Raw genomic sequence first — 20,434 nt, forward strand, 5'->3', positions numbered from 1 at the left:
AAAGTTGGATTAAAGGCTGTTCAACCCCTGCAACAGCGCCTTGTGAAACCGAGCCGGTTCTTCCATCTGCGGCGCATGGCCCAGGCCCGGGAATTCCACCAGTGTCGCCTTGGGAATCAGCTTGGCCACTTGCTTGCCCAGCACGGTGTAATCGCCAAGCTTGGCCTTGACCTCGGGCGGGGCCACGTCCTTGCCGATGGCGGTGTTATCGGCCGTGCCGATCAGCAACAGGGTGGGCATCTTCAGGTTCTTGAATTCGTAATACACCGGCTGGGTGAGGATCATGTCGTAAATCAACGCCGAGTTCCATGCCACTAGCGTGTGCCCCGGGCCGTTGCTCAAGCCTGCGTACATGTCCACCCAACGCTCGTACTCCGGCTTCCAGCGCCCGACGTAATAGGTGTTGAGCTGGTAGTTGCGAATCCCCTCGGCACTGACTTTCAGCTCACGCGCGTACCACTGGTCAACGCTGATAGAGGGCACGCCCAGCGCTTTCCAGTCTTCCAGGCCAATCGGGTTGACCATCGCCAGCTGTTCGGTCTGTGCCGGGTACATCAGTGCGTAACGGGTGGCGAGCATGCCGCCGGTGGAGTGGCCGACGATAGTGGCCTTTTTCACGCCGAGCTGTTCCAGCAGTTGGTGGGTATTGGTGGCCAATTGCTGAAAACTGTATTGATAGTGCTCGGGCTTGCTGGAGGTGCAAAAGCCGATCTGGTCCGGGGCGATGACCCGGTAGCCGGCATCGCTCAAGGCTTTGATCGAGCCTTCCCAGGTGGCGCCGCAGAAATTCTTGCCGTGCATCAGCACCACGCTGCGGCCATTGGGCGTGCCGTTGGCCGGCACGTCCATATAGCCCATCTGCAGGGACGTGCCCTGGGATTCGAACTCGAAGTGCTTGAGCGGATAGGGGTACTGGAAACCTTGCAGTTCAGGCCCGTAGGTGGCGGCAAAGGCTGAGGCGGCGCCAGTGGCGAGCAGGCCGGTGATGAACATGTCGCGGATCAGAGGCATGAGCAATACTCCAGAAAAGGGTGTCCGGATGCTGTTTACAGCGGATTAAGCAGGAATTAATACCCAGTGCAGCGTCACGGCAGCGAGTACACCATACCGCAGGCTTTTGGCGAGGGTGACCAGCAGCAGGAATCGCCACAGCGGTTCGCGCATGACGCCGGCGACGAGGGTCAGTGGGTCGCCGATGATCGGCACCCAACTGAGCAACAGCGTCCAGTGCCCCCAGCGTTGATAACTGTTACGTGCTTTTTCCAACTGCCTGGCGTTGACCGGAAACCAGCGCCGGTCCTTGAAATGGTCCACCCAACGGCCGAGCAGCCAATTGACCACTGAACCCAGCACATTGCCCAGGGTGGCGATAACCAGCAGCCACCCCAGTGCGTAGTCACCGCTCAGCAGCAGCCCGACCAGCACGGCTTCCGATTGCAGCGGCAACAGCGTGGCGGCGCCAAAGGCCGCGAGGAACAGGCCGAGGTAGCCGATCAAGTGCGAGGATTCATCGTGGGTTTCACCGTGGAGGGGTCAGGCATTCTCCAGCCGTTGCTTGAGCCGGTCCAGCGCAAGCGCCGACAGCTCGACCATGCGCGCATGCAAGGTGGCCAGTTGCAACTCGGTTTCGTAGGTGAGCACACGCTTGAACAGCGTGCCGTCGCGATAGGGTTGCAGGAAGTAGTGGATGGAACCGTCGACCGCCACCGAAGTAAATGCAGCCTTGAACTCGCCAGGGGGCTGGGCGATCTGCACGCGATAGCTCAGGGGCACGCGCACGCCGAGCAGGTCGATCATTTCGCCAAAGCGTGCACCGGCGGCGAGGGAGCCACGGGTGCCGGTGTCAGCGCTGAGGGAGGTAGGGTGCCATTCGTGCCAGTGATCCGGCTGGGTCACATAGTCGTAGACGGCGTCGATAGGGGCCTGGAGAAAGCGTTCCTGACTGATCCGCTCCAGACGGACCGAGCAATCGGCAGTGCGCATGGCACACCTCCTGTGTGGCGAAATCCTTGAGCTGTCAGAATAGTCCCACTCCCGCGCCGTGCACGGGAGTGTTTCATAAATTTATCACTGCACCTTGAAACGCCCCATCAGGCTGATCACTCGGCCATTGGCCTCCAGCAGGCTCTGGGTATTGGTTTCGGTGGCATGGCCGCTCTCTACCAGCTCTTCGACCATTTGTCGGATCTGCACCATGCTGCGGTTGATCTCCTCGGTCACCGCACTCTGCTGTTCCGCGGCCGTGGCGATCTGGGTGCTGAGGTTGTTGATGTGCGCCACCGAACCGGCCATCTCATCCAGCCCGGTATTCACCCGCGCCGTGGCTTCCGCCGCCGACTGGCAGCTGGCCTGGGTATTTTCCATCGCCGCCACCGACGAGCTCACGCCGCTGGTCAAGCGCGCGAGCATTTCATTGATCTGCGAGGTACTGGCCTGGGTCCGTGCAGCCAGCGCCCGGACTTCGTCGGCCACCACCGCAAAGCCACGACCTTGCTCGCCCGCGCGCGCCGCTTCAATGGCCGCGTTGAGCGCGAGCAGGTTGGTCTGGCCGGCGATGGCGCCGATCACGCCGAGGGTTTCGGTGATGCGCGCCGCGTCCTGGCGCATGTTTTCCACGCTGTGGGTGGCGCTGGACACTTCGCCGATCAAGGCGCTGACGCTGGTGGATGCTTCGCCCACGACCACGCGGGAACGGTCGGCGTGTTCGTTGGCGCGCTGGGTGAAGGCCGCGGTTTCGGCGGCGTTTTGCGCGACGGTGTCGGCGGTGGAGCTCATTTCGGTGATGGCGGTGACCGTCTGGTCGGTCTCGCTCGCATGGCGCACCAGGATCTGGTTGGTGTGGGCCGAGGTCCGCTGCAATTGCTCAAGGCCCGACGACATGGCGCCGGTGGCCTGGGTCACTTCGCCGATCATGTTTTGCAGGTAGACGATAAAACGGTTCACCGAGTGGCCGATGGCGCCCATTTCGTCTTCGGCGCGGATGGTGATGCGCCGCGTGAGGTCGGCATCGCCAGCGGACAGCGCGTCGATGTTGGACGTCAGCGACTTCATGCGCTGCACCAGTTGGCGGATCGCGTAGGCGGCCAGCAGCACCAGCAGCAACACCATGGGGATTTGCAGCAGGGCCAGGCTGCCGAGCACGTCATCGCGTTGTGCGGTGATCAGCGAGGTGGGCAGGGCGGTCGCGAGGAACCACGGTGTGCCCTCGATCGGGCGCATATAGAAGGTGCTGGCCACGCCGCCGTTGTCGAACTCGCTGCGCTGCAGGCCTTGCTCTCGTTGGGTCAGGGCCTTGCTGACCTGGGTGGCAAACGCCGAGGTGCCGGTCAGTTCGCTGATGTTCTTCAACACCACCGGGCTGCTGAAACGGGTGCTGTTGCTGATGATCTTGCCGTCGGCCTCGACGATCAGCATCTGCCCGCCGATGTCTTTTTCCTTGGCGGCCACCAGGTCGTTGAAGAACCCCAGGGTCACGTCGATGGTGGACACGCCATAGGCGGCGCCATCACGCTGGATCGCCATGGCGCAGTTGGTACGCGGCTCCTGGCTGGCGTCGTCCTTGTAGGCAGCGGCCCAGGCGCATTGGCCGGGCGGGGAGGCGAGGCCGCCCTTGTACCAGCTCTGATCGTAATAGTTGGGTGCAGGGTCGCTGTTCCAGAAGGTATTGACCGCCAGCTTGCCCGACGCATCGCGGTGCCAGAACGTACTGAATTTGTTGCGCCCCGGCGCGCGCTGGTTGGGCAACGGCCAGATGCCGCCGCCAAACACCTTCAGCTCGCCGTACTGGTCCACCAGGCCGGGCAGAACCTTGTCGATGGCATCGCTGTCAAGCAGGGGAATGGTCTGGGTGATGCTGCGTTGCTGGGCCTGGACCTTGTTCAGTTCGCCCTGGATACGTTCGGCCACTTGCGCGACACGGTTGAGCACCACCTGTTCTTCGGTATGGCGCAACGTGGGTGCGACCAACTGGCCGATACCGACCACCGTCAACACGATCAACACCAGAACGAACAGCAGCAGAAACAGGGTATAGCGGGCTTGGATGGAGCGCAGTGGGGGCATGGGGTCGTCCTTACGAAGCGTTTATTGTTGACGCGGCTTTTTTGGAGCTTCGTAGGGGTATCGGCTTGGTCTGTAGGAGCTTTAGGTACGATGGTGCAAGAAAATTCGTACCTGCCTTGTCGCCATCAGCGTGTCAGTCAGACAAGCCAAAGTTTTTCAGCGCCTGTAATATCCGGTCCTGGTGCAACATTCTTAACGTTTCAGGAACCCGTCATGACCCAAAAGCAACGCTTGAAGTACTCGATTCTGATCTCCCTGGTGGTACTGGGCTCGATGTTCGGCCTGTCCTACCTGCAGAACACGGGCGTGATCAGCGAAAAAACCTTTCAGTACCTCGCCATTGCCATCGCGGTGGTCGTGGTGGTGATCAACGGCATCATGCGTCGCAAGGTCAAGCCCAACTTCTGAGTGGAGTCAGGCGCGGCCTTCGAGCACTTTGGCGGCCTCTTCGTGGAGGCTGTAGCTCTTGTCGGCATTGAGGGTGATCACGCCCTCGCTGCACAGGCGCTTGAGCACCTCGCGCACGCTGAGAAACGACAGCGGGATGCCCAGCTCCAGCAGGTGGCCGTGCACCCCGCGCACGCCCAGGGTGCGCTGGTTGTCGGCGGCGGTGAGCAGGGCGTCGATGACCTTCAGCCGAATCAGGCTGGTACGCAGGCCAAAACATTTGAGCAAATGGCGAATACGCTGGTTGCCTTGCTGTTCGGGTGTCTTGCCGAACGCTTGGGTGCCGCTGCCGAACTTGGCATCGGTGGCCGATGAATGTCCATCCGTGGTCACTGGCGGGTTGTACATGCAAAAACTCCTTATCAGAGCCTGATCAGGAAAATGATGGCGCTCTTAGGTAATAAGACGAACGAGCGAGCAAAATCATGAAGTGGCGAATGTAGAAATTTTGTCGGTATCGGTTTTGTCACAAGGCAAACACACGGAATAAAGCGCTCCGGCGGCTAAATTGTGCACGGTCTTTTGCGTTCTTACGGTGGGGTGGTTGCCCCCGGTGAGGGTGTTCAATTTGACTGTGGAGTCTGCGTGATTATTACCAACGGGTTGTCCAGGGTGTGCATGGCGGGGCTGTTGCTTGGGGTGAGCCTGACCGCATCGGCACGGGAGCAGGTGACGCAGGCGTCGGCCGATATCCGCCGCACCACCTACGGCGTGCCGCACATACGCGCCACCGACGAGCGCGGCCTGGGCTTCGGTATCGGTTACGCCTACGCCCAGGACAATCTGTGCCTGCTGGCCAATGAAGTGGTCACGGTCAATGGTCAGCGCGCAAGGTTCTTCGGTCCCGATCAGGCGACCCTGGAAGAGCGCAACAACCTCGCCAGCGATGTGTTCTTCACCTGGCTGAACACGCCGGAGACCGTCGCGGCGTTCTGGAAAGCCCAGAGCCCCGAGATCAGGCAGCGTATTGAAGGCTACGTGGCCGGCTATAACCGTTATCTGCAAGAGCAGGGCGCGCCGGCGCAATGCCAGGGTGCCTGGGTGCGCCCGCTGGTAGCCGACGACCTGGTAAAGTTGACCCGCAGGCTGCTGGTGGAAGGCGGCGTTGGTCAATTCGCCGAAGCGCTGGTGGGTGCGACGCCACCCCAGGCCACCGCATCCGTACAGCCCGGCGCCAAGGCGTTTGCAACGGCAGCGGCCAATCAGCAGCGTTTCAGTCTGGACCGCGGCAGTAATGCCGTGGCCGTGGGCCGTGACCGCTCATTCAACGGCCGTGGCATGCTGCTGGCCAACCCGCATTTTCCGTGGGTGGGTGGCATGCGTTTCTATGAGATGCACCTGACCATCCCCGGTCAGTTGGACGTAATGGGCGCCGCACTGCCGGGCCTGCCGGTGGTGAATATCGGTTTCAACCAGCACGTGGCGTGGACGCACACGGTGGACACGTCCAAACATTTCACCCTGTACCGGCTGACGCTCGACCCCAAGGACGCCACGCGCTACCTGCTGGACGGCAAATCCATGCCCCTGGCGAAAACGTCGATCACCGTGCAGGTCAAGCAGCCGGACGGCAGCCTCAAGGCGGTGAGCCACACCGTTTACAGCTCGCCGTTCGGCCCGGTGGTGCAGTGGCCCGGCAAACTCGATTGGGACGCCAGGTACGCCTTCAGCCTGCGCGACGCCAACCTGGATAACGACCGCGTGCTGCAACAGTGGTACGCGATGAACCGCGCCGACAGCCTCAAATCCCTGCAAACCTCGGTGCACAGCCTGCAAGGCATTCCGTGGGTGAACACGGTCGCCGCCGATGACCAGGGCCAGAGCCTGTACATGAACCTGTCGGTGGTGCCCAACGTCAGCGCCGCCAAACTGGCGCAATGCAGCGACCCCCGCGCCGGCCTGCAAATGATCGTACTCGACGGCGCCCACAGCGCCTGCGCCTGGGACATCGACCCGCGCGCGGCGCAGGCGGGCATTTTCCCAGCGGACCAGTTGCCGCAGTTGCAACGCACCGACTACGTGCAGCATTCCAATGATTCCGCGTGGATGGTCAACCCCAAGGCGCCATTGAGCGGCTTCTCCCCGGTGATCAGTCAGGACTCCATCGGCCTCGGCCCACGTGCGCGCTTCGCCCTCCAGCGCCTGCATGCCCTGGAGAAACAACCGATCAGCGTCGCCGACCTGCAAGGCCTGGTGATGGACAACGAGGTGTACCTGGCCGGCCAGGTCATGCCCGACCTGCTGGCGTTCTGCGCCAAACAGCTGGGCGGCGACGCCGACGCGCTGCAACCGCTGTGCAGCAGCCTCAAGGCCTGGGACCAACGCGCCAACCTCGACAGCGGCGTGGGCCTGCTGCACTTCATCAACCTGATGGAACACCTGCAGCAAACCCCCGATGCCTGGCGCGTTGCCTTCGACCCCGCCAACCCCCTCACCACCCCGCGCGGCCTCGCCATCGACCGCGCGCCGGTGGCCAACGCCCTGCGCGAAGCCATGCTGGCCTCGACCGCAGCCGTCGGCAAACTCGGCGTGAGCCGTTGGGGCGACGTCCAGGTCTCCGGCCAAACCCCGATGCACGGCGGCCCGCAGGAACTCGGCATCTACAACGCCATGCAAACCGTAGCCCGCGCCGACGGCAAGCGCGAAGTCGTCAGCGGCACCAGCTACCTGCAAATCGTCACCTTCGACGACAAAGGCCCGCAGGCACTCGGCGTGCTCGCGTTCTCCGAATCGAGCAACCCCGACTCGAAATATTCAAACGACCAGACCCAGGCATTCGCCGAGAAAAAGCTGCGCCCACTGCCGTTCACCGACGCCCAGATCCACGCCGACCCGCAGTACCAGACCCAGCACATAAAGGAGTAGGGCAGGCGCGCAACCCCTTGATGCGATGCGAAATATTTTCCAAATCAAGGGGTTGCAGGCATGGGTAAATCGGTACATAATGGCGCCCATCGAACGCAACGAGGCGTTAAAAACCTCAATGTATTCAATAGGTTATAGTGAGTTATAGTTGTTCGAGTAGAGGCAGGCCCTTACAGCCCACTCAAGTTTTTATGCGGTGAATGTCGCTGGTAAAGGCATTGATCGTTTGAGGCCGAGTAGCAAAATGGTTATGCAGCGGATTGCAAATCCGCCTACGCCGGTTCGATTCCGACCTCGGCCTCCACTCTTGAAAACCCCGTAGATTAACGTCCACGGGGTTTTTTTATGTCTGGAAATTGACCCGAAGTCCTTGCGCCTTGCGCGTGGAACTAAAAAGCGGCGCCTGGTTAGAGTGCGCCGCCAAAGATTTGGTCCACCTATCCGCGAGCTCGCGAATCCAGCGGGATCGACTGAAAAGCCCCCTCCATACCTTTTTGAGCGGCGCCCAGCCACTGCTCAACTTGTTTGAGTTCCAGGTTGAATGTTTCACAAGCCTGTTTGACCGTTATCTTCTGACTCAGGATCTCGATCACAAGTGCCACCTTGTGCTGGGTCGTCCATTCCCTTGAATCGGCAGGAAGGCTTGGACCCGAGGGGGCGCTGAGGCGGCGGATAATCCGGCCACCATGGCGGGAAATCGGCGCTTCGAAGAATCGGTACATGAACATTGCTACCGCAATGGAAATAGCGATCCAGCCAAATCGCCATAATTCTGCGGTCCAGGCCGGCAGCTGCAGATAGGCTTGGGTGGCTTTAGAACCCACTATGGTGAAAATCCCCCAGTGGAACAGGTAGAGGCTGAATGAGCAGTTACCCGCGCTGTTCAGCATGGACACGGGGATTGCAATGGCTTTGTTTGTGCTGTGCAACCAGCCGCGCTGTTCAGTATTCAATAAAGCAACTATCAGGAGACTGGATGCCAGCGCGACCCCGACAACAATAAAGTACAACTCACCCGAGCCCAATGCCGCTGATGGCGCATTGATGATTCCTGCAACCGTGGCAATGGAAAGAGTGAAACCTGCCGCTGGATGAATCCATGCCAACTGTCGTTGATACAGGTAGAGCGCGATCCCTGTCGCAAATAGCAGTTGAAACGGCGAAAACAAGTGGTGCCCCAGTGCGCTGACGAGCCAGGGATGACTTGGAGAAATGGAATACAGGACAGCGCCGATACCGAACAGCAGCAGAAGGGTGAGCATCAACATTCTGTGGCTGTAGCGAATCAGCACCAAGGCTGAGACGAAGTAGAATAAAATTTCGAATATCAGCGTCCAACCTACTGAATTTATAGGCTTTATCGTGCTGGGTAATAACAGTAGCGAGTTGATATAGGACGTTGTATTAAATGGAGTTCCGTATGAAAAAGAGACGTTGAATATATACACGCCAATTAATGCGAAAACAAAGGAAAGCCACCATATCGGATAGATCCTGATGATGCGCTTGCCTAGAAAAGGAAAGAGCTTGAATTTCTCTCCCGACGTGACGTGCGTAATAATAAAACCGCTGACTACAAAGAATAGATAAATCGCCCAATGCCCACGGGTATAGACGAAGGGTATATCAACTTTGTACCCGTCCGGCATCATGTCTATGGCGATATGAGAGTGAAACAAAACAACGAGTAGGGCGGCTATGCCGCGCACCATTTGAATGGAAATATACTGACTTTTTTTCTGTGCGATCATTTCGCTATTTTCGTCCTGTGGTATCCAGGCTGGAATCGTTCCAGGGCCCGCCTTGCGTAGCCCGGCAGTGTATAGAGGTCTGACAACCGCAGCCATCCAAACAGCCGAGATCGACCGAATGCAGATCCAGCACCCAGCACTGCATTCAACAGATCAAAAACAAGCCAAACCTCGTTGGTGAAACGTTTAACCCCCCGACAAAATGCACACGCAAGCGCTTGCGTAAGCAAATGTATCTGACTACAGTCGGCCCCACTCGATTACAAAAATAATAAATCCAGGAGCTCATCAATGAGCCTTGAACCCTTGCTTGAGATGCAGGGCATCAGCAAAACCTTCAACGGTTTGCGCGTGCTCAACAGTGTCGGCCTGAAGGTCTTCCCCGGCGAAATCCACGCCTTGATGGGGGAGAACGGCGCCGGCAAATCCACCTTGATGAAGATCCTTTCCGGCGCTTACCAGGCCGATCCCGGCGGTGAAATCCGCATCGACGGCCAGCCCGTCCCCACCTTTACCCCCGCGACCGCCAAAGCCCTCGGCATTGCCGTGATCTACCAGGAACTGAGCCTGTGCCCGAACCTGAGCGTGGCCGAGAACATTTACCTGGGCCGTGAGCTGCGCCGGGGCTGGACCATCGACCGCAAAGGCATGCAGGCCGGCTGCGTCGAGGTGCTGCAGCGCCTGGGTGCCGAGTTCACGCCAGCCACGCCGGTCAGCAGCCTGTCGATTGCCGAGCGCCAGTTGGTGGAGATTGCCCGTGCGCTGCATGCCCACGCCAGGATCCTGGTGATGGACGAGCCGACCACGCCGTTATCGTCCCGCGAGACCGACCGCCTGTTTGCGTTGATCAAGCAACTGCGCAGCCAGGGCCTGGCGATCATCTATATCAGCCATCGCATGGCCGAGATCTACGAGCTGTCGGACCGCGTTTCGGTGCTGCGTGACGGCCAATACATCGGCGAGCTGACCCGCGATGCGCTGTCGGCCGAGGTGCTGGTGAAGATGATGGTGGGCCGCGATTTGTCCGGCTTTTACAAGAAGGAACACGCCGCCTACAACCCCGGCAACGTGGTGATGCGCGTGCGTGACATGGCCGATGGCAAGCGTGTGCGCCATTGCAGTTTCGACCTGCACGCCGGTGAAGTGCTGGGCATCGCCGGGCTGGTGGGGGCAGGGCGCACCGAGCTGGCGCGGTTGATCTTTGCCGCCGACCCGCGCACCAGTGGCACCCTGGAAGTGGTGGGCAAAACCGTCACCCAGTTGCGCAACCCGGCCGATGCGATTCGCGCAGGCGTGGTCTACCTCACCGAGGACCGCAAGGCCCAGGGCCTGTTCCTCGACATGAGCGTGGCCGACAACATCAACGTGTGCGCTTGCGTGCCGGATGCCCACGCCGGCGGCGTACTCGACCGTTCGCACGCCGCGCAACGCTCGAATGACGCGATCAAGTCGCTGTCGATTCGCGTGGCGTCGGGCAAGGTCAGCGTGGGCTCGCTGTCCGGCGGCAACCAGCAAAAGGTGCTGCTGGCACGGCTGCTGGAGGTCAAGCCCCATGTGCTGATCCTCGACGAGCCCACCCGTGGCGTCGATATCGGCTCCAAGTCCGAGATCTACCGCATCATCAATCAACTGGCCCAGGCCGGCGTTGGCATCGTGGTCATTTCCAGCGAACTGCCGGAAATCATCGGCACCTGCGACCGCGTGCTGATCATGCGCGAAGGCCAGTTGGTGGCCGAAGTCGGCGGGGCCTCCGGCCACGCCATCTCCCAGGAACGTATTATTGACCTCGCCACCGGTGGCGATCAGGTGGTGGCGCATGGCTGAAGTGAATGGAGCGACAACGACAGGCAAGGCAGAACGGGTTCGCGAGCTGATGCGCACCGTCGGCATGCTGCCGGTGCTGGTCCTGCTGCTGGTGGGCTTTGCCCTGGCCAGCGAAAATTTTCTGACCCTGCAGAACCTCTCGATCGTCACCCAGCAGGCTTCGGTCAACGTGGTGCTGGCGGCGGGCATGACCTTTGTGATCCTCACGGCGGGCATTGACCTGTCGGTGGGCGCGATCCTCGCAGCGTCCGCCGTGGTGGCGTTGCAGGCCTCGATGTCGCCGCAGTTCGGCATGTTCGGTATCGCTGCAGGCGTAGGCTTTGGCCTGTTGCTGGGCCTGGTCAACGGTGGGTTGATCGCCTTCATGCGCCTGCCGCCGTTTATCGTCACCCTCGGCGCGCTCACCGCCATGCGTGGCCTGGCGCGCCTGCTGGCAGATGACAAGACGGTGTTCAACCCCGACCTGCCGTTCGCCTTTATTGGCAACGATTCGATCCTCGGCGTGCCCTGGCTGGTGGTGATCGCCGTCGCGGTGGTCGCGCTGTCGTGGTTCATCCTGCGCCGTACGGTGATGGGCGTGCAGATCTATTCGGTGGGCGGCAACCCGGAAGCGGCGCGGCTGTCGGGGATCAAGGTGTGGAAGGTGCTGCTGTTCGTCTACGCCATGTCCGGCGCGCTGGCCGGGCTCGGCGCGGTGATGAGCGCCTCGCGCCTGTTTGCCGCCAACGGCCTGCAACTGGGGCAATCCTATGAACTGGACGCGATTGCCGCGGTGATCCTCGGCGGCACCAGTTTTACCGGCGGCGTCGGCACCATCGGCGGTACCCTCATCGGCGCGCTGATCATCGCTGTGTTGACCAACGGTTTGGTATTGCTGGGCGTCTCGGACATCTGGCAGTACATCATCAAAGGCATCGTGATCATCGGCGCGGTCGCGCTGGACCGTTATCGCCAATCCGGTGCGCGCACCTGAGTTTCCTCACACAACAATCACAAGAGAGACCCGCATGAACCTCAAACGCCTGTTTCCCGTAATGGCCCTGGCTGCCCTGATGTCCCAAGCCGTCGAAGCCCGTGAGCTCAAAGCACTCGGTATCAGCATGGGCTCGCTGGGAAACCCGTATTTCGTGACCCTGGCCGATGGCGCCACCGCGCGGGCCAAGGAGATCAACCCCAACGTCAAGGTCACCTCGGTGTCGGCTGACTATGACCTGAGCAAGCAGTTTTCGCAGATCGACAATTTCATTTCGTCCAAGGTCGACCTGATCCTGATCAACGCCGTCGACCCGTCCGCCATGGCCTCGGCGATCAAGAAAGCGCGTGACGCCGGGATCGTCGTGGTGGCAGTGGACGTGGACGCCAAGGGCGTGAACGCCACGGTGCAGACCGACAACGTCGAAGCCGGCAGGCTGGCCTGCCAGTTCCTGGTGGACAAGCTCGGCGGCAAGGGCAACGTGATCATCCAGAACGGTCCGCAGGTCACCGCCGTGACCGACCGCGTCAAAGGCTGCAAAGCCGCACTGGCCGGCGCGCCGGACATGAAAGTGCTGTCCGACGACCAGGACGGCAAGGGCTCGCGTGAAGGCGGGTTGAACGTGATGCAGGGCTACCTCACGCGCTTCCCGAAAATCGACGGCCTGTTCGCGATCAATGACCCGCAAGCCATCGGCAGTGACCTGGCGGCCAAACAGCTCAAGCGCAGCGGCATCATCATCACCTCGGTGGACGGCGCGCCGGATATCGAGAACGCCCTGAAAACCGACACCCAGATCCAGGCGTCCGCCAGCCAGGACCCGTGGGCCATGGCGCAGACCGCTGTGAACGTGGGCAATGACCTGCTCAACGACAAGGCCCCGGCCGAAGCGGTCACCCAGCTCACGCCCAAGCTGATCACCCGTGACAATGTCGGCAGCTACAGCGGCTGGTCGAGCAAACGTTGATTGGTTGAGGGGAACCGCGCCGTGGTCACCATGGATGACGTCGCAAGCAGGGCGGGCGTGTCGACCTCGACGGTGTCCCATGTGCTCAACGGCACCCGCAAGGTCAGCCCGGCCACGGTGCTGGCGGTGCAGCAGGCAATCCAGGCGTTGGGGTACATCCCCAATACCCTGGCGCGCTCGCTCGCGCGGTCGAGCACCAGCACCATCGGCGTGGCGATTTCGGCGCTGTCCAACCATTACTTCAGCGAAACGGTGCACGCGATTGAAACCGAGTGCGCCAAGCATGGCTTCATGATGCTGTTCGTCGACACCCACGACGACCCGGAGCAGGAGCTGCGGGTGGTCACGGCGCTGCACCACCGGCGGGTCGACGGCATTGTACTGGCGCCGTCGAACGGCTCGATGGCCCTGGAATACCTGCGCGCCAACCGGATTCCGGCGGTGCTGGTGGACCGCATGATGAGCGGGCAGTTTGACCAGATCGGCGTGGAGAACACCCAGGCCACCCAAGGGCTGATTGCCCATCTGATCGAACACGGCCATCGTCGCATCGGCTTTATCGCCGGGCGTCCGGGTTTCAGCACCACCGATGAACGTGTCGAAGGCTACAAGGCGGCGTTACAGGCGGCGGGGTTGCCGTTCGATCCGCAACTGCTGGTCAACGGCGGCTCGAACACCGAGCCGGCGCGACTGGCGACCGTGCAACTGTTGGCCCTGGATTCACCGCCCACGGCCATCATGGCCGGCAATAACCTGATGACCCTGGGCGCCATGCATGCCCTGCGTGACGCCGGGCTGCAAGTGCCGACGCAGATGGCGCTGGTGGGGTTCGATGATTTTGACTGGGCGGATTTTTTCGTGCCGCGCCTGACGTTGATCGCCCAGCCGGTGCAGGCGCTGGGCACGCGCGCGGTCAACCTGTTGCTGCAACGCATGGCCACGCCTGGCGCGCCGACGCAAAGCGTACGCCTGACGCCGAGCCTGCAGGTGCGCAATTCATGTGGCTGTCATTGATTGGAATCACGTGCGTATGAGCAGTCCTGTTTCTCTCGGTATTGACCTGGGTACATCGGAACTCAAAGCCATCCTCATGGATGCATTGGGCAACGTGCTGGCTCAGACAGGCGTGCGCTTGAGCGTGTCGCGCCGTCATAGCGGCTGGTCCGAGCAGTCTCCGCAAGACTGGTGGCAGGCCTGCTTGCAGGCGCTGGGCAGCTTGCGCACCCATGAGGCCTTCGGCCGCGTGGCCTGTATCGGCCTGTCGGGGCAGATGCACGGTGCGGTATTGCTGGGGGACGATAACCGCGTGTTGTACCCGGCGATCCTGTGGGACGACTCCCGCGCGGTGGCCGAGGCCGAGCAACTGGGCGCAGGCTTTGCCGACATCACCGGCAGCCTGCCGATGGCCGGGCTTACCGCGCCCAAACTGCTGTGGCTGCAACGGCACGAACCCGAGGTGTTCAAGGCGATTGATTGCGTGCTGTCACCCAAGGATTACCTGCGCCTGCGCTTTTGTGGCGAGCGCATCAGCGAGATGTCGGACGCCGCCGGCACCCTGTGGCTGGACGTGGCGCAGCGTGAATGGTTCAGCCCCATGCTGCACGCCACGGGCCTTGAGCCTGGGCAAATGCCGAGGCTGGTGGAGGGTGGCGCGGCGAGTGCTCTATTGACGGCGCAAGGGCTGGGCTTGTCCGCCAGTGTGGTGATCGCCGGCGGCGGTGGCGACAATCCTGTCGCGGCAGTGGGCATCGGTGCGATCAACGCCGGTGACGGCTTCATCACCCTGGGCACCAGCGCGGCGATCGTCGCCATCACCGACCACGCCGCCGGCAATCCGGCCAGCGCCGTGCACAGCTTTTGCCATGCGCTGCCCGAGCGCTGGTACACCATGGGCGCCATGCTCGCGGGGGCCAGTTGTTTGCGCTGGGTCACACGGCTCACGGGCACTGCGGATGAGCAGACGCTGCTGGATCTGGTGCAGGCGCAGTTGCCCATTTCAGCAAGCGTGCCGCTGAGCACACCGTTATTCCTGCCGTATCTCGCCGGCGAACGCACACCCCATAACGACCCGCTGCTGCGCGGTGGTTTCATGGGCCTGGGGCATGACTGCACGCCTGCCATGCTTGGCTACGCAGTGATGGAAGGCGTGGGCTTCGGCTTGCTCGACGCCTGGCGCGCGGTGCAGTCGAGCGGTGCCGAGGTCGGCGCCTTTGCTCTGGTCGGCGGCGGCGCCCGCAGCGAATATTGGGCGCAGTTGCTGGCCAACATCCTCCAGCGCGAGGTATTCACCCTGCACGGCAGCGAACTGAGCGCCTGCATCGGCGCGGCAAAGCTGGGGTTTCTCGCGATGGGGCAGGGCGCTGATTTGCTCGCGGCGGGGATGCCGGTCAAGGCGCGCTACTTACCTGACCCGGCACAGCAACTGGTGCTTGAAGCGCGCTACGGCAAGTTTCAGGGGCTGCTGGCCGCAGCGAAATCTGTCGCGAGCAGGCTTCCTGTGATGAGTGGGCTGTGATGAGCGGGTTTCTGTGGTGAGCAGGTTTTTTTGTGGTGAGTGGGCTTCTGTGGCGAACGGGCTTCCTGTGGCGAGCGGGCTTGCCCCGCGCTGGGGTGCGAAGCAGCCCCAATAAAAACACCGCGGTCTGCCTGACAGATCGCGGTGTCTGGTTCAGGGCCGCTACGCGCCCCAACGCGGGGCAAGCCCGCTCGCCACAGAAATATCTGCCCCATAAATCCCATGTGTCACAACCAGGCAGCATCCCATAACGAATAATCGCCAATATGCTCAACCAGCCCCGCCCGTAAAGGGTTGGCAATGATGTAGCGCGCCATTTTGCGGATATCTTCCTCGGCTCTTACTGCTCTATCGTGATAACCACGTTGCCAGAACTTTTCGCGGCTGTTGCGGGCTCGATTAATGCTCAAGGTGCTGCGAGACTTCGTCGCTCGCATCACCTCGGCAAGCGTTGAGTCGTTGAGGTTGAACAGCCAGTGAAAGTGATCCGGCATGACCACCCACGCCAACGAATTAACGCGGCCCGTTTCATGGGCTCTTTTGAATTCGGTAACCAATAACCGGCCCAACCGAAAGTCCCGAAACAGAGGCAGGCGCTGATGCACCACTGCGGTGACAAGATAAGCACGTCCGGACTCCGAGTAGCGACCGCGACGCAGCAGGTGTGAGTTGGGTTGAAGAGACAATCCGTTGCTCCTTGCATGGATAAGAAACCTCCACGCTAGCAGCGCATTCGAAGCGGCGACGTTGACTACCGTGTCCCCATATTTCAACCAAACACCCAAACCCTTGTGGCGAGCGGGCTTCCTGTGATGAGCGGGCCTTCTGTGATCAGCAGGCTTCTGTGGTGAGCAGGTTTTTTGTGGTGAGAGGGCTTCTGTGGCGAGCGGGCTTGCCCCGCGTTGGGCTGCGCAGCAGCCCCAATAAAAAACACCGCGGTCTGCCTGACAGATCGCGGTGTCTGGTTTGGGGCCGCTTCGCGCCCCAACGCGGGGCAAGCCCGCTCGCCACAGGAAGCCCGCGAGTTATCGTTTTTGGCTAGTGAGTGCCCTGATAGATAAGATTTTCCGGATTGAAATGCTCCACCACGCTGCCCGGTTGCGGCAACCCCAGGATATGCCCCTTGATCTTGCCCACGACGTGCATTTCGCAGGGCTTGCAGTCGAACTTCAACGTCAGCACTTCATCACCGTGTATCAACTGCATCGGCGCCACTTTGGTTTTCACGCCCGTTACGCCCTTGGCCTGTTTGGGGCACAGGTTGAACGAGAAACGCAGGCAGTGCTTGGTGATCATCACCGGCACTTCGCCGGTTTCTTCGTGGGCTTCGAAGGCGGCGTCGATCAGCTTCACGCCGTGACGGTGGTAGAAGTCGCGGGCCTTCTGGTTGTAGACGTTGGCCAGGAACGACAGATGCGCTTCCGGGTACACCGGCGGCGGTGTGGTCTCGGCCTTGCGCCCGCCACGAGGGTGCGCGGCAACACGGGCAGCGGTGAGGGCTTCGATCACTTCACGGCGTAAGGCCTTGAGCTGCGAGTTGGGGATGAAGAACGCCTGCGGTGCATCCAGCGCGATATCGGTGGCGTGGTACTCGGTGGTACCGAGCTGGCCGAGCAGGTCACGCAGGGTGTCCAGCGCCTGTTCCGGCTTGTTGGCCACGCCAAACGGGCCGGGCAGGGTGATGCTGGCGCGGATGCCTTCTTCGCTGGTGGCAGTGACTTCAAGCTGCTCTTCGCGCAGGCGCGCCACCCAGGCCAGGCCGATACGGCGTTCGGCCGAGGTCTTGAGCAGGGCCTGTTGCCAGTTGTGGTCCAGGTTGCGGTTCAGCGGATGGTGCGGGCGCAGCTGATGCAGGCCGGCGGGCATCTCGTTCGGCTCGACGCGGTAGCGGTAGCGCTTCTGCCCGTCTTCCTCGAACTCGCCCTTGGGCTCGGCGATGTTGGCGCGAAAGCCCACCACTTCACGCTTGACCAGCACATTGAGCCCGTCGCCGTTGGACAGCGGTTCATGGGTCACCACCTGCAAGTCGCGCTTGCCGGCCTTTTCCACGGTGCCCACCGGCAGGCCGGTGAAGGTCGGGGTGTCGAAGGCGCCGATGTCGATCTTGCGGTCGCTGACAAAGTAATCGGTGCTGCCCCGGTGAAAGGTCTTTTCCGGATCGGGCAGGAAGAAATGCGCGGTACGCCCGCTGGACGCGCGCGCCAGATCGGTGCGGTCTTCGAGCACATCGTCCAGGCGCTGGCGGTAATAGGCAGTGATGTTCTTCACATAGCCCATGTCCTTGTAGCGGCCTTCGATCTTGAACGAGCGCACGCCGGCTTCGACCAGGGCGCGGATGTTGGCGCTCTGGTTGTTGTCCTTCATCGACAGCAGGTGCTTTTCAAAGGCCACGACGCGGCCCTGATCATCCTTCAAGGTGTACGGCAGGCGGCAGGCCTGGGAGCAGTCGCCACGGTTGGCGCTGCGGCCGTTCTGCGCGTGGGAGATATTGCACTGCCCGGAGAACGCCACGCACAAAGCGCCGTGGATGAAGAACTCGACGGCTGCCTCGGTCTCGTCGGCAATCGCGCGGATTTCCTGCAGGTTCAGCTCGCGGGCCAGCACCAGCTGCGAGAAACCGGCCTGATCGAGAAATTTGGCGCGGGCCAGGGTGCGGATATCGGTCTGGGTGCTGGCGTGCAGCTCGATGGGCGGGATATCCAGCTCCATCACGCCCAGGTCCTGCACGATCAACGCGTCGACGCCGGCGTCGTAGAGCTGATGGATCAGCGTGCGCGCGGGCTCCAGTTCGTTGTCATGCAGGATGGTGTTGATCGTGGTGAAGACGCGCGCGTGGTAACGATGGGCGAATTCCACCAAATGAGCGATATCGCTCACCTCGTTACAGGCGTTATGGCGGGCGCCGAAGCTTGGCCCGCCGATGTAGATGGCGTCGGCGCCATGCAGGATGGCCTCGCGCGCGATGGCGACATCGCGGGCCGGGCTGAGCAATTCAAGGTGATGCTTGGGCAAGGACATAGTTTTTTTAGTCAGGCTTGTCACGGTTGAGGCGCGCATTGTAGCCGTGAAATGCCTGACCGGCATCTACCGCAGGGCTGTCAGGCCTTGGCGGCCATGGCGGTGACTTCCACGCGCATGCCTTTGACGGCCAGTTCAGCCACGCCGACTGCCGCACGCACCGGCCATGGCTTGGCGAAAAAGCGCGTGTACACCGCGTTGAAAGCGGCGCGGTCGGCCATGTCGGTGAGGTAGATGGTCAGGTGCATCACCCGGTCCATCGAACTGCCGGCCTTCTCCAGCGCCACTTTCAGCGCTTGCAGGGTGCATTCGCTTTGCAGGGTGATGTCGCCCAGTTCCAGGCTGCCGTCGGCGCGGGTCGGGATCTGGGTGGACACCAGGATGCCGTTGAAGCCGATAACGTCCGAGGAAATCGAGTCGGCGTCGGGATCAGGGGTGAAGGACAGGTCGTGATTGGCCATGGGCGCCTCTTGTTGGCAAAAAAACAGAGGCGCCATGGTCCCTGAAAAGCCCCGCCGGGGCAAACCCGGGCAGCCGTTCCGGGCGCTTATTTTGACGTCAATAAATAAACAGGCCAGCCGCTTAAAGTCGCGTATTTCGCGGCCGATAGCGGCATTGATACAACTGTTTATCCGCGCGCTGAGGGCACGTCATGTTCAACAAATCACTCAAGACAGAACTGGCGGCCAGGACGGCCGAAGTCACCGAGTACAAAGGACTGATTGCTGCGCTCGAGCGCTCCATGGCTGTGGTCGAATTCGACCTCAACGGCAAGGTGCTGCGCGCCAACGAAAACTTTCTGCGGACCCTGGGCTACAGCGCCGCGCAGTTGGCCGGCAAGACCCACCGCGATTTTTGCCTGCCGGCGCTCACGGGCAGCCCGGCCTACGCCACGTTCTGGCAGGACCTCAGGGCCGGCAAGTTCGTGTCGGGCACCTTCAAACGGGTGGACGCAAACGGCAAGGTGATCTGGCTGGAGGCCAGCTACAACCCGGTGCTGGATGAGCGTGGCCAGGTGCTCAAGGTGGTCAAGTACGCCCTGGACGTCACCGCCAACGTTGAGCAGGAGGCCGCCACCCGCAGCAAACTGGTGGCGCTGGACCGCGCGATGGCCGTGATCGAGTTCGACCTCGGCGGCCAAGTACTCGACGCCAACCCCAACTTTCTCAACGTGATGGGCTATTCACTGGCAGAACTCAAGGGCAAGCATCACCGCCTGTTCTGCGAGCCGACGTTGATCAACAGCAACGAATACACCGACTTCTGGCGCCGGTTGAACAACGGCGAGTTCTTCACCGGCCAATTCAAGCGCCTGGGCAAGCATGGCCGCGTGGTGTGGCTGGAGGCCAGCTACAACCCGGTGTTCGACAGCGACGGCAAACTGATCAAGATCGTCAAGTTCGCCAGCGACATCACCGAGCGGGTGGAGAAGTTCGAGGAAGATTCACGCGGCGCCTCCCGGGCCTATCACATCTCGTCCGAAACCGAGCGCTTCGCCGAGCACGGCACCCAGGTGATTCACGACACCGCCACGGAAATGCGCCGCATCGCCGAAAACATCGGCGCTTCCGCCAAGCTGGTGGGGCAGTTGGGCGAGCGTTCCGAGCAGATCACCGCGATCGTCAACACCATTCGCGGGATCGCCGACCAGACCAACCTGCTGGCGCTCAACGCCGCCATCGAGGCCGCGCGGGCGGGGGACCAGGGCCGTGGGTTCGCAGTGGTGGCCGATGAGGTCCGGCAACTGGCCGGGCGCACCAGCCGCTCCACCGCCGAAATTGCCGAAATGATTGGCATGATCCTCTCGGAAACCCGCGATGCGGTCTCCAGCATGAATTCCACTCAGGAAGGCGCGCAACGTGGCGTCAGCCTGGCCGACCAGGCCGGTTCGGTGATCCTGCAGATCCGCACCAGCACCAGCGACGCGGTGCAGGCGGTGAGCATGTTTGCCTCGAAACTGGACGAGTCGGAGGTGATTCCGAAGACCGCCGTGGGCTGGATGGGCTGATCAG

Annotated in this window: 17 protein-coding genes, 1 tRNA gene and 1 pseudogene; 9 read left to right on the forward strand and 10 right to left on the reverse strand. The window is 61.6% G+C overall.

All coding sequences use genetic code 11. From position 1 onward, the window contains the following. Positions 1-9: 9 nt before the first annotated feature. The 5 genes and pseudogenes from RHM60_RS02790 to RHM60_RS25610 form a co-directional block, all read right to left on the reverse strand. Positions 10-1,011, reverse strand: coding sequence for an alpha/beta hydrolase (locus RHM60_RS02790; protein WP_322213516.1), 1,002 nt, complete (start codon positions 1,009-1,011; stop codon positions 10-12). Positions 1,012-1,056: 45 nt separating this feature from the next. Next, the gene (locus tag RHM60_RS02795) at positions 1,057-1,494 is read right to left on the reverse strand and encodes a YqaA family protein (protein WP_209990326.1); all 438 of its coding nucleotides are present in this window, start codon (positions 1,492-1,494) and stop codon (positions 1,057-1,059) included. 39 nt (positions 1,495-1,533) lie between these two features. Further along, positions 1,534-1,983: an SRPBCC family protein gene (locus RHM60_RS02800; RefSeq protein ID WP_209981766.1), complete on the reverse strand. Its 450-nt coding sequence runs from the start codon at positions 1,981-1,983 to the stop codon at positions 1,534-1,536. 84 nt (positions 1,984-2,067) lie between these two features. Beyond that, complete coding sequence (locus RHM60_RS25605) at positions 2,068-2,964, reverse strand: methyl-accepting chemotaxis protein (protein ID WP_416195174.1); 897 nt, start codon at positions 2,962-2,964, stop codon at positions 2,068-2,070. A 12-nt stretch (positions 2,965-2,976) separates the two neighbouring features. Continuing rightward, positions 2,977-4,062, reverse strand: a pseudogene (locus tag RHM60_RS25610) (cache domain-containing protein); the annotation flags it as partial. Positions 4,063-4,275: 213 nt separating this feature from the next. On the opposite strand from RHM60_RS25610, the gene RHM60_RS02810 reads away from it, so the two are divergent. Beyond that, positions 4,276-4,470, forward strand: coding sequence for a hypothetical protein (locus RHM60_RS02810; protein ID WP_209981770.1), 195 nt, complete (start codon positions 4,276-4,278; stop codon positions 4,468-4,470). A 6-nt stretch (positions 4,471-4,476) separates the two neighbouring features. Here the strand turns inward: RHM60_RS02810 and RHM60_RS02815 are convergent, their stop codons facing one another. Then, a complete protein-coding gene (locus RHM60_RS02815) occupies positions 4,477-4,857 on the reverse strand; it encodes a fe2+ zn2+ uptake regulation protein (protein WP_209981772.1) in 381 nt (126 codons plus the stop codon). Between the two features lie 237 nt (positions 4,858-5,094). Here RHM60_RS02815 and RHM60_RS02820 point away from each other — a divergent pair, with 237 nt between their 5' ends. Both RHM60_RS02820 and RHM60_RS02825 read left to right on the forward strand, forming a co-directional pair. Continuing rightward, positions 5,095-7,374 (forward strand): acylase, encoded by a 2,280-nt coding sequence (locus RHM60_RS02820; RefSeq protein ID WP_322213520.1) that lies wholly within the window; start codon positions 5,095-5,097, stop codon positions 7,372-7,374. 230 nt (positions 7,375-7,604) lie between these two features. Continuing rightward, a tRNA-Cys gene (locus tag RHM60_RS02825) sits at positions 7,605-7,678 on the forward strand. 133 nt (positions 7,679-7,811) lie between these two features. Here RHM60_RS02825 and RHM60_RS02830 read toward each other — a convergent pair. After that, positions 7,812-9,125: an acyltransferase gene (locus RHM60_RS02830; RefSeq protein WP_322213521.1), complete on the reverse strand. Its 1,314-nt coding sequence runs from the start codon at positions 9,123-9,125 to the stop codon at positions 7,812-7,814. 291 nt (positions 9,126-9,416) lie between these two features. On the opposite strand from RHM60_RS02830, the gene RHM60_RS02835 reads away from it, so the two are divergent. The 5 genes from RHM60_RS02835 to xylB are packed head-to-tail and all read left to right on the forward strand — an operon-like array spanning position 9,417 to position 15,404. Beyond that, on the forward strand, positions 9,417-10,949 hold the full coding sequence (locus RHM60_RS02835; protein WP_322213523.1) for a sugar ABC transporter ATP-binding protein: 1,533 nt from the start codon (positions 9,417-9,419) through the stop codon (positions 10,947-10,949). Next, the gene (locus RHM60_RS02840; protein ID WP_209981782.1) at positions 10,942-11,922 is read left to right on the forward strand and encodes an ABC transporter permease subunit; all 981 of its coding nucleotides are present in this window, start codon (positions 10,942-10,944) and stop codon (positions 11,920-11,922) included. The genes RHM60_RS02835 and RHM60_RS02840 overlap by 8 nt, the downstream gene beginning before the upstream one ends. Positions 11,923-11,956: 34 nt before the next feature. Then, positions 11,957-12,889, forward strand: coding sequence for an ABC transporter substrate-binding protein (locus RHM60_RS02845; RefSeq protein ID WP_322213525.1), 933 nt, complete (start codon positions 11,957-11,959; stop codon positions 12,887-12,889). A 21-nt stretch (positions 12,890-12,910) separates the two neighbouring features. Next, positions 12,911-13,903: a LacI family DNA-binding transcriptional regulator gene (locus RHM60_RS02850; RefSeq protein ID WP_322213526.1), complete on the forward strand. Its 993-nt coding sequence runs from the start codon at positions 12,911-12,913 to the stop codon at positions 13,901-13,903. Positions 13,904-13,919: 16 nt separating this feature from the next. Next, positions 13,920-15,404, forward strand: a complete 1,485-nt coding sequence (xylB, locus tag RHM60_RS02855) for a xylulokinase (RefSeq protein WP_322213527.1) — start codon at positions 13,920-13,922, stop codon at positions 15,402-15,404. A gap of 227 nt (positions 15,405-15,631) precedes the next feature. On the opposite strand, the gene RHM60_RS02860 is transcribed toward xylB, so the two are convergent. The 3 genes from RHM60_RS02860 to RHM60_RS02870 form a co-directional block, all read right to left on the reverse strand. Beyond that, positions 15,632-16,090, reverse strand: a complete 459-nt coding sequence (locus RHM60_RS02860; RefSeq protein WP_322213528.1) for an REP-associated tyrosine transposase — start codon at positions 16,088-16,090, stop codon at positions 15,632-15,634. A 352-nt stretch (positions 16,091-16,442) separates the two neighbouring features. After that, positions 16,443-18,422 (reverse strand): U32 family peptidase, encoded by a 1,980-nt coding sequence (locus tag RHM60_RS02865; protein WP_322213529.1) that lies wholly within the window; start codon positions 18,420-18,422, stop codon positions 16,443-16,445. Positions 18,423-18,502: 80 nt separating this feature from the next. Then, positions 18,503-18,883, reverse strand: coding sequence for a RidA family protein (locus tag RHM60_RS02870; protein ID WP_322213531.1), 381 nt, complete (start codon positions 18,881-18,883; stop codon positions 18,503-18,505). A 191-nt stretch (positions 18,884-19,074) separates the two neighbouring features. On the opposite strand from RHM60_RS02870, the gene RHM60_RS02875 reads away from it, so the two are divergent. Continuing rightward, entirely contained in the window at positions 19,075-20,430 is a 1,356-nt protein-coding gene (locus tag RHM60_RS02875) for a PAS domain-containing methyl-accepting chemotaxis protein (protein WP_322213532.1), read from the forward strand. Positions 20,431-20,434 lie beyond the last annotated feature (4 nt).

The sequence above is a fragment of the Pseudomonas sp. MH9.3 genome (assembly GCF_034354675.1).
Lineage (GTDB): Bacteria > Pseudomonadota > Gammaproteobacteria > Pseudomonadales > Pseudomonadaceae > Aquipseudomonas.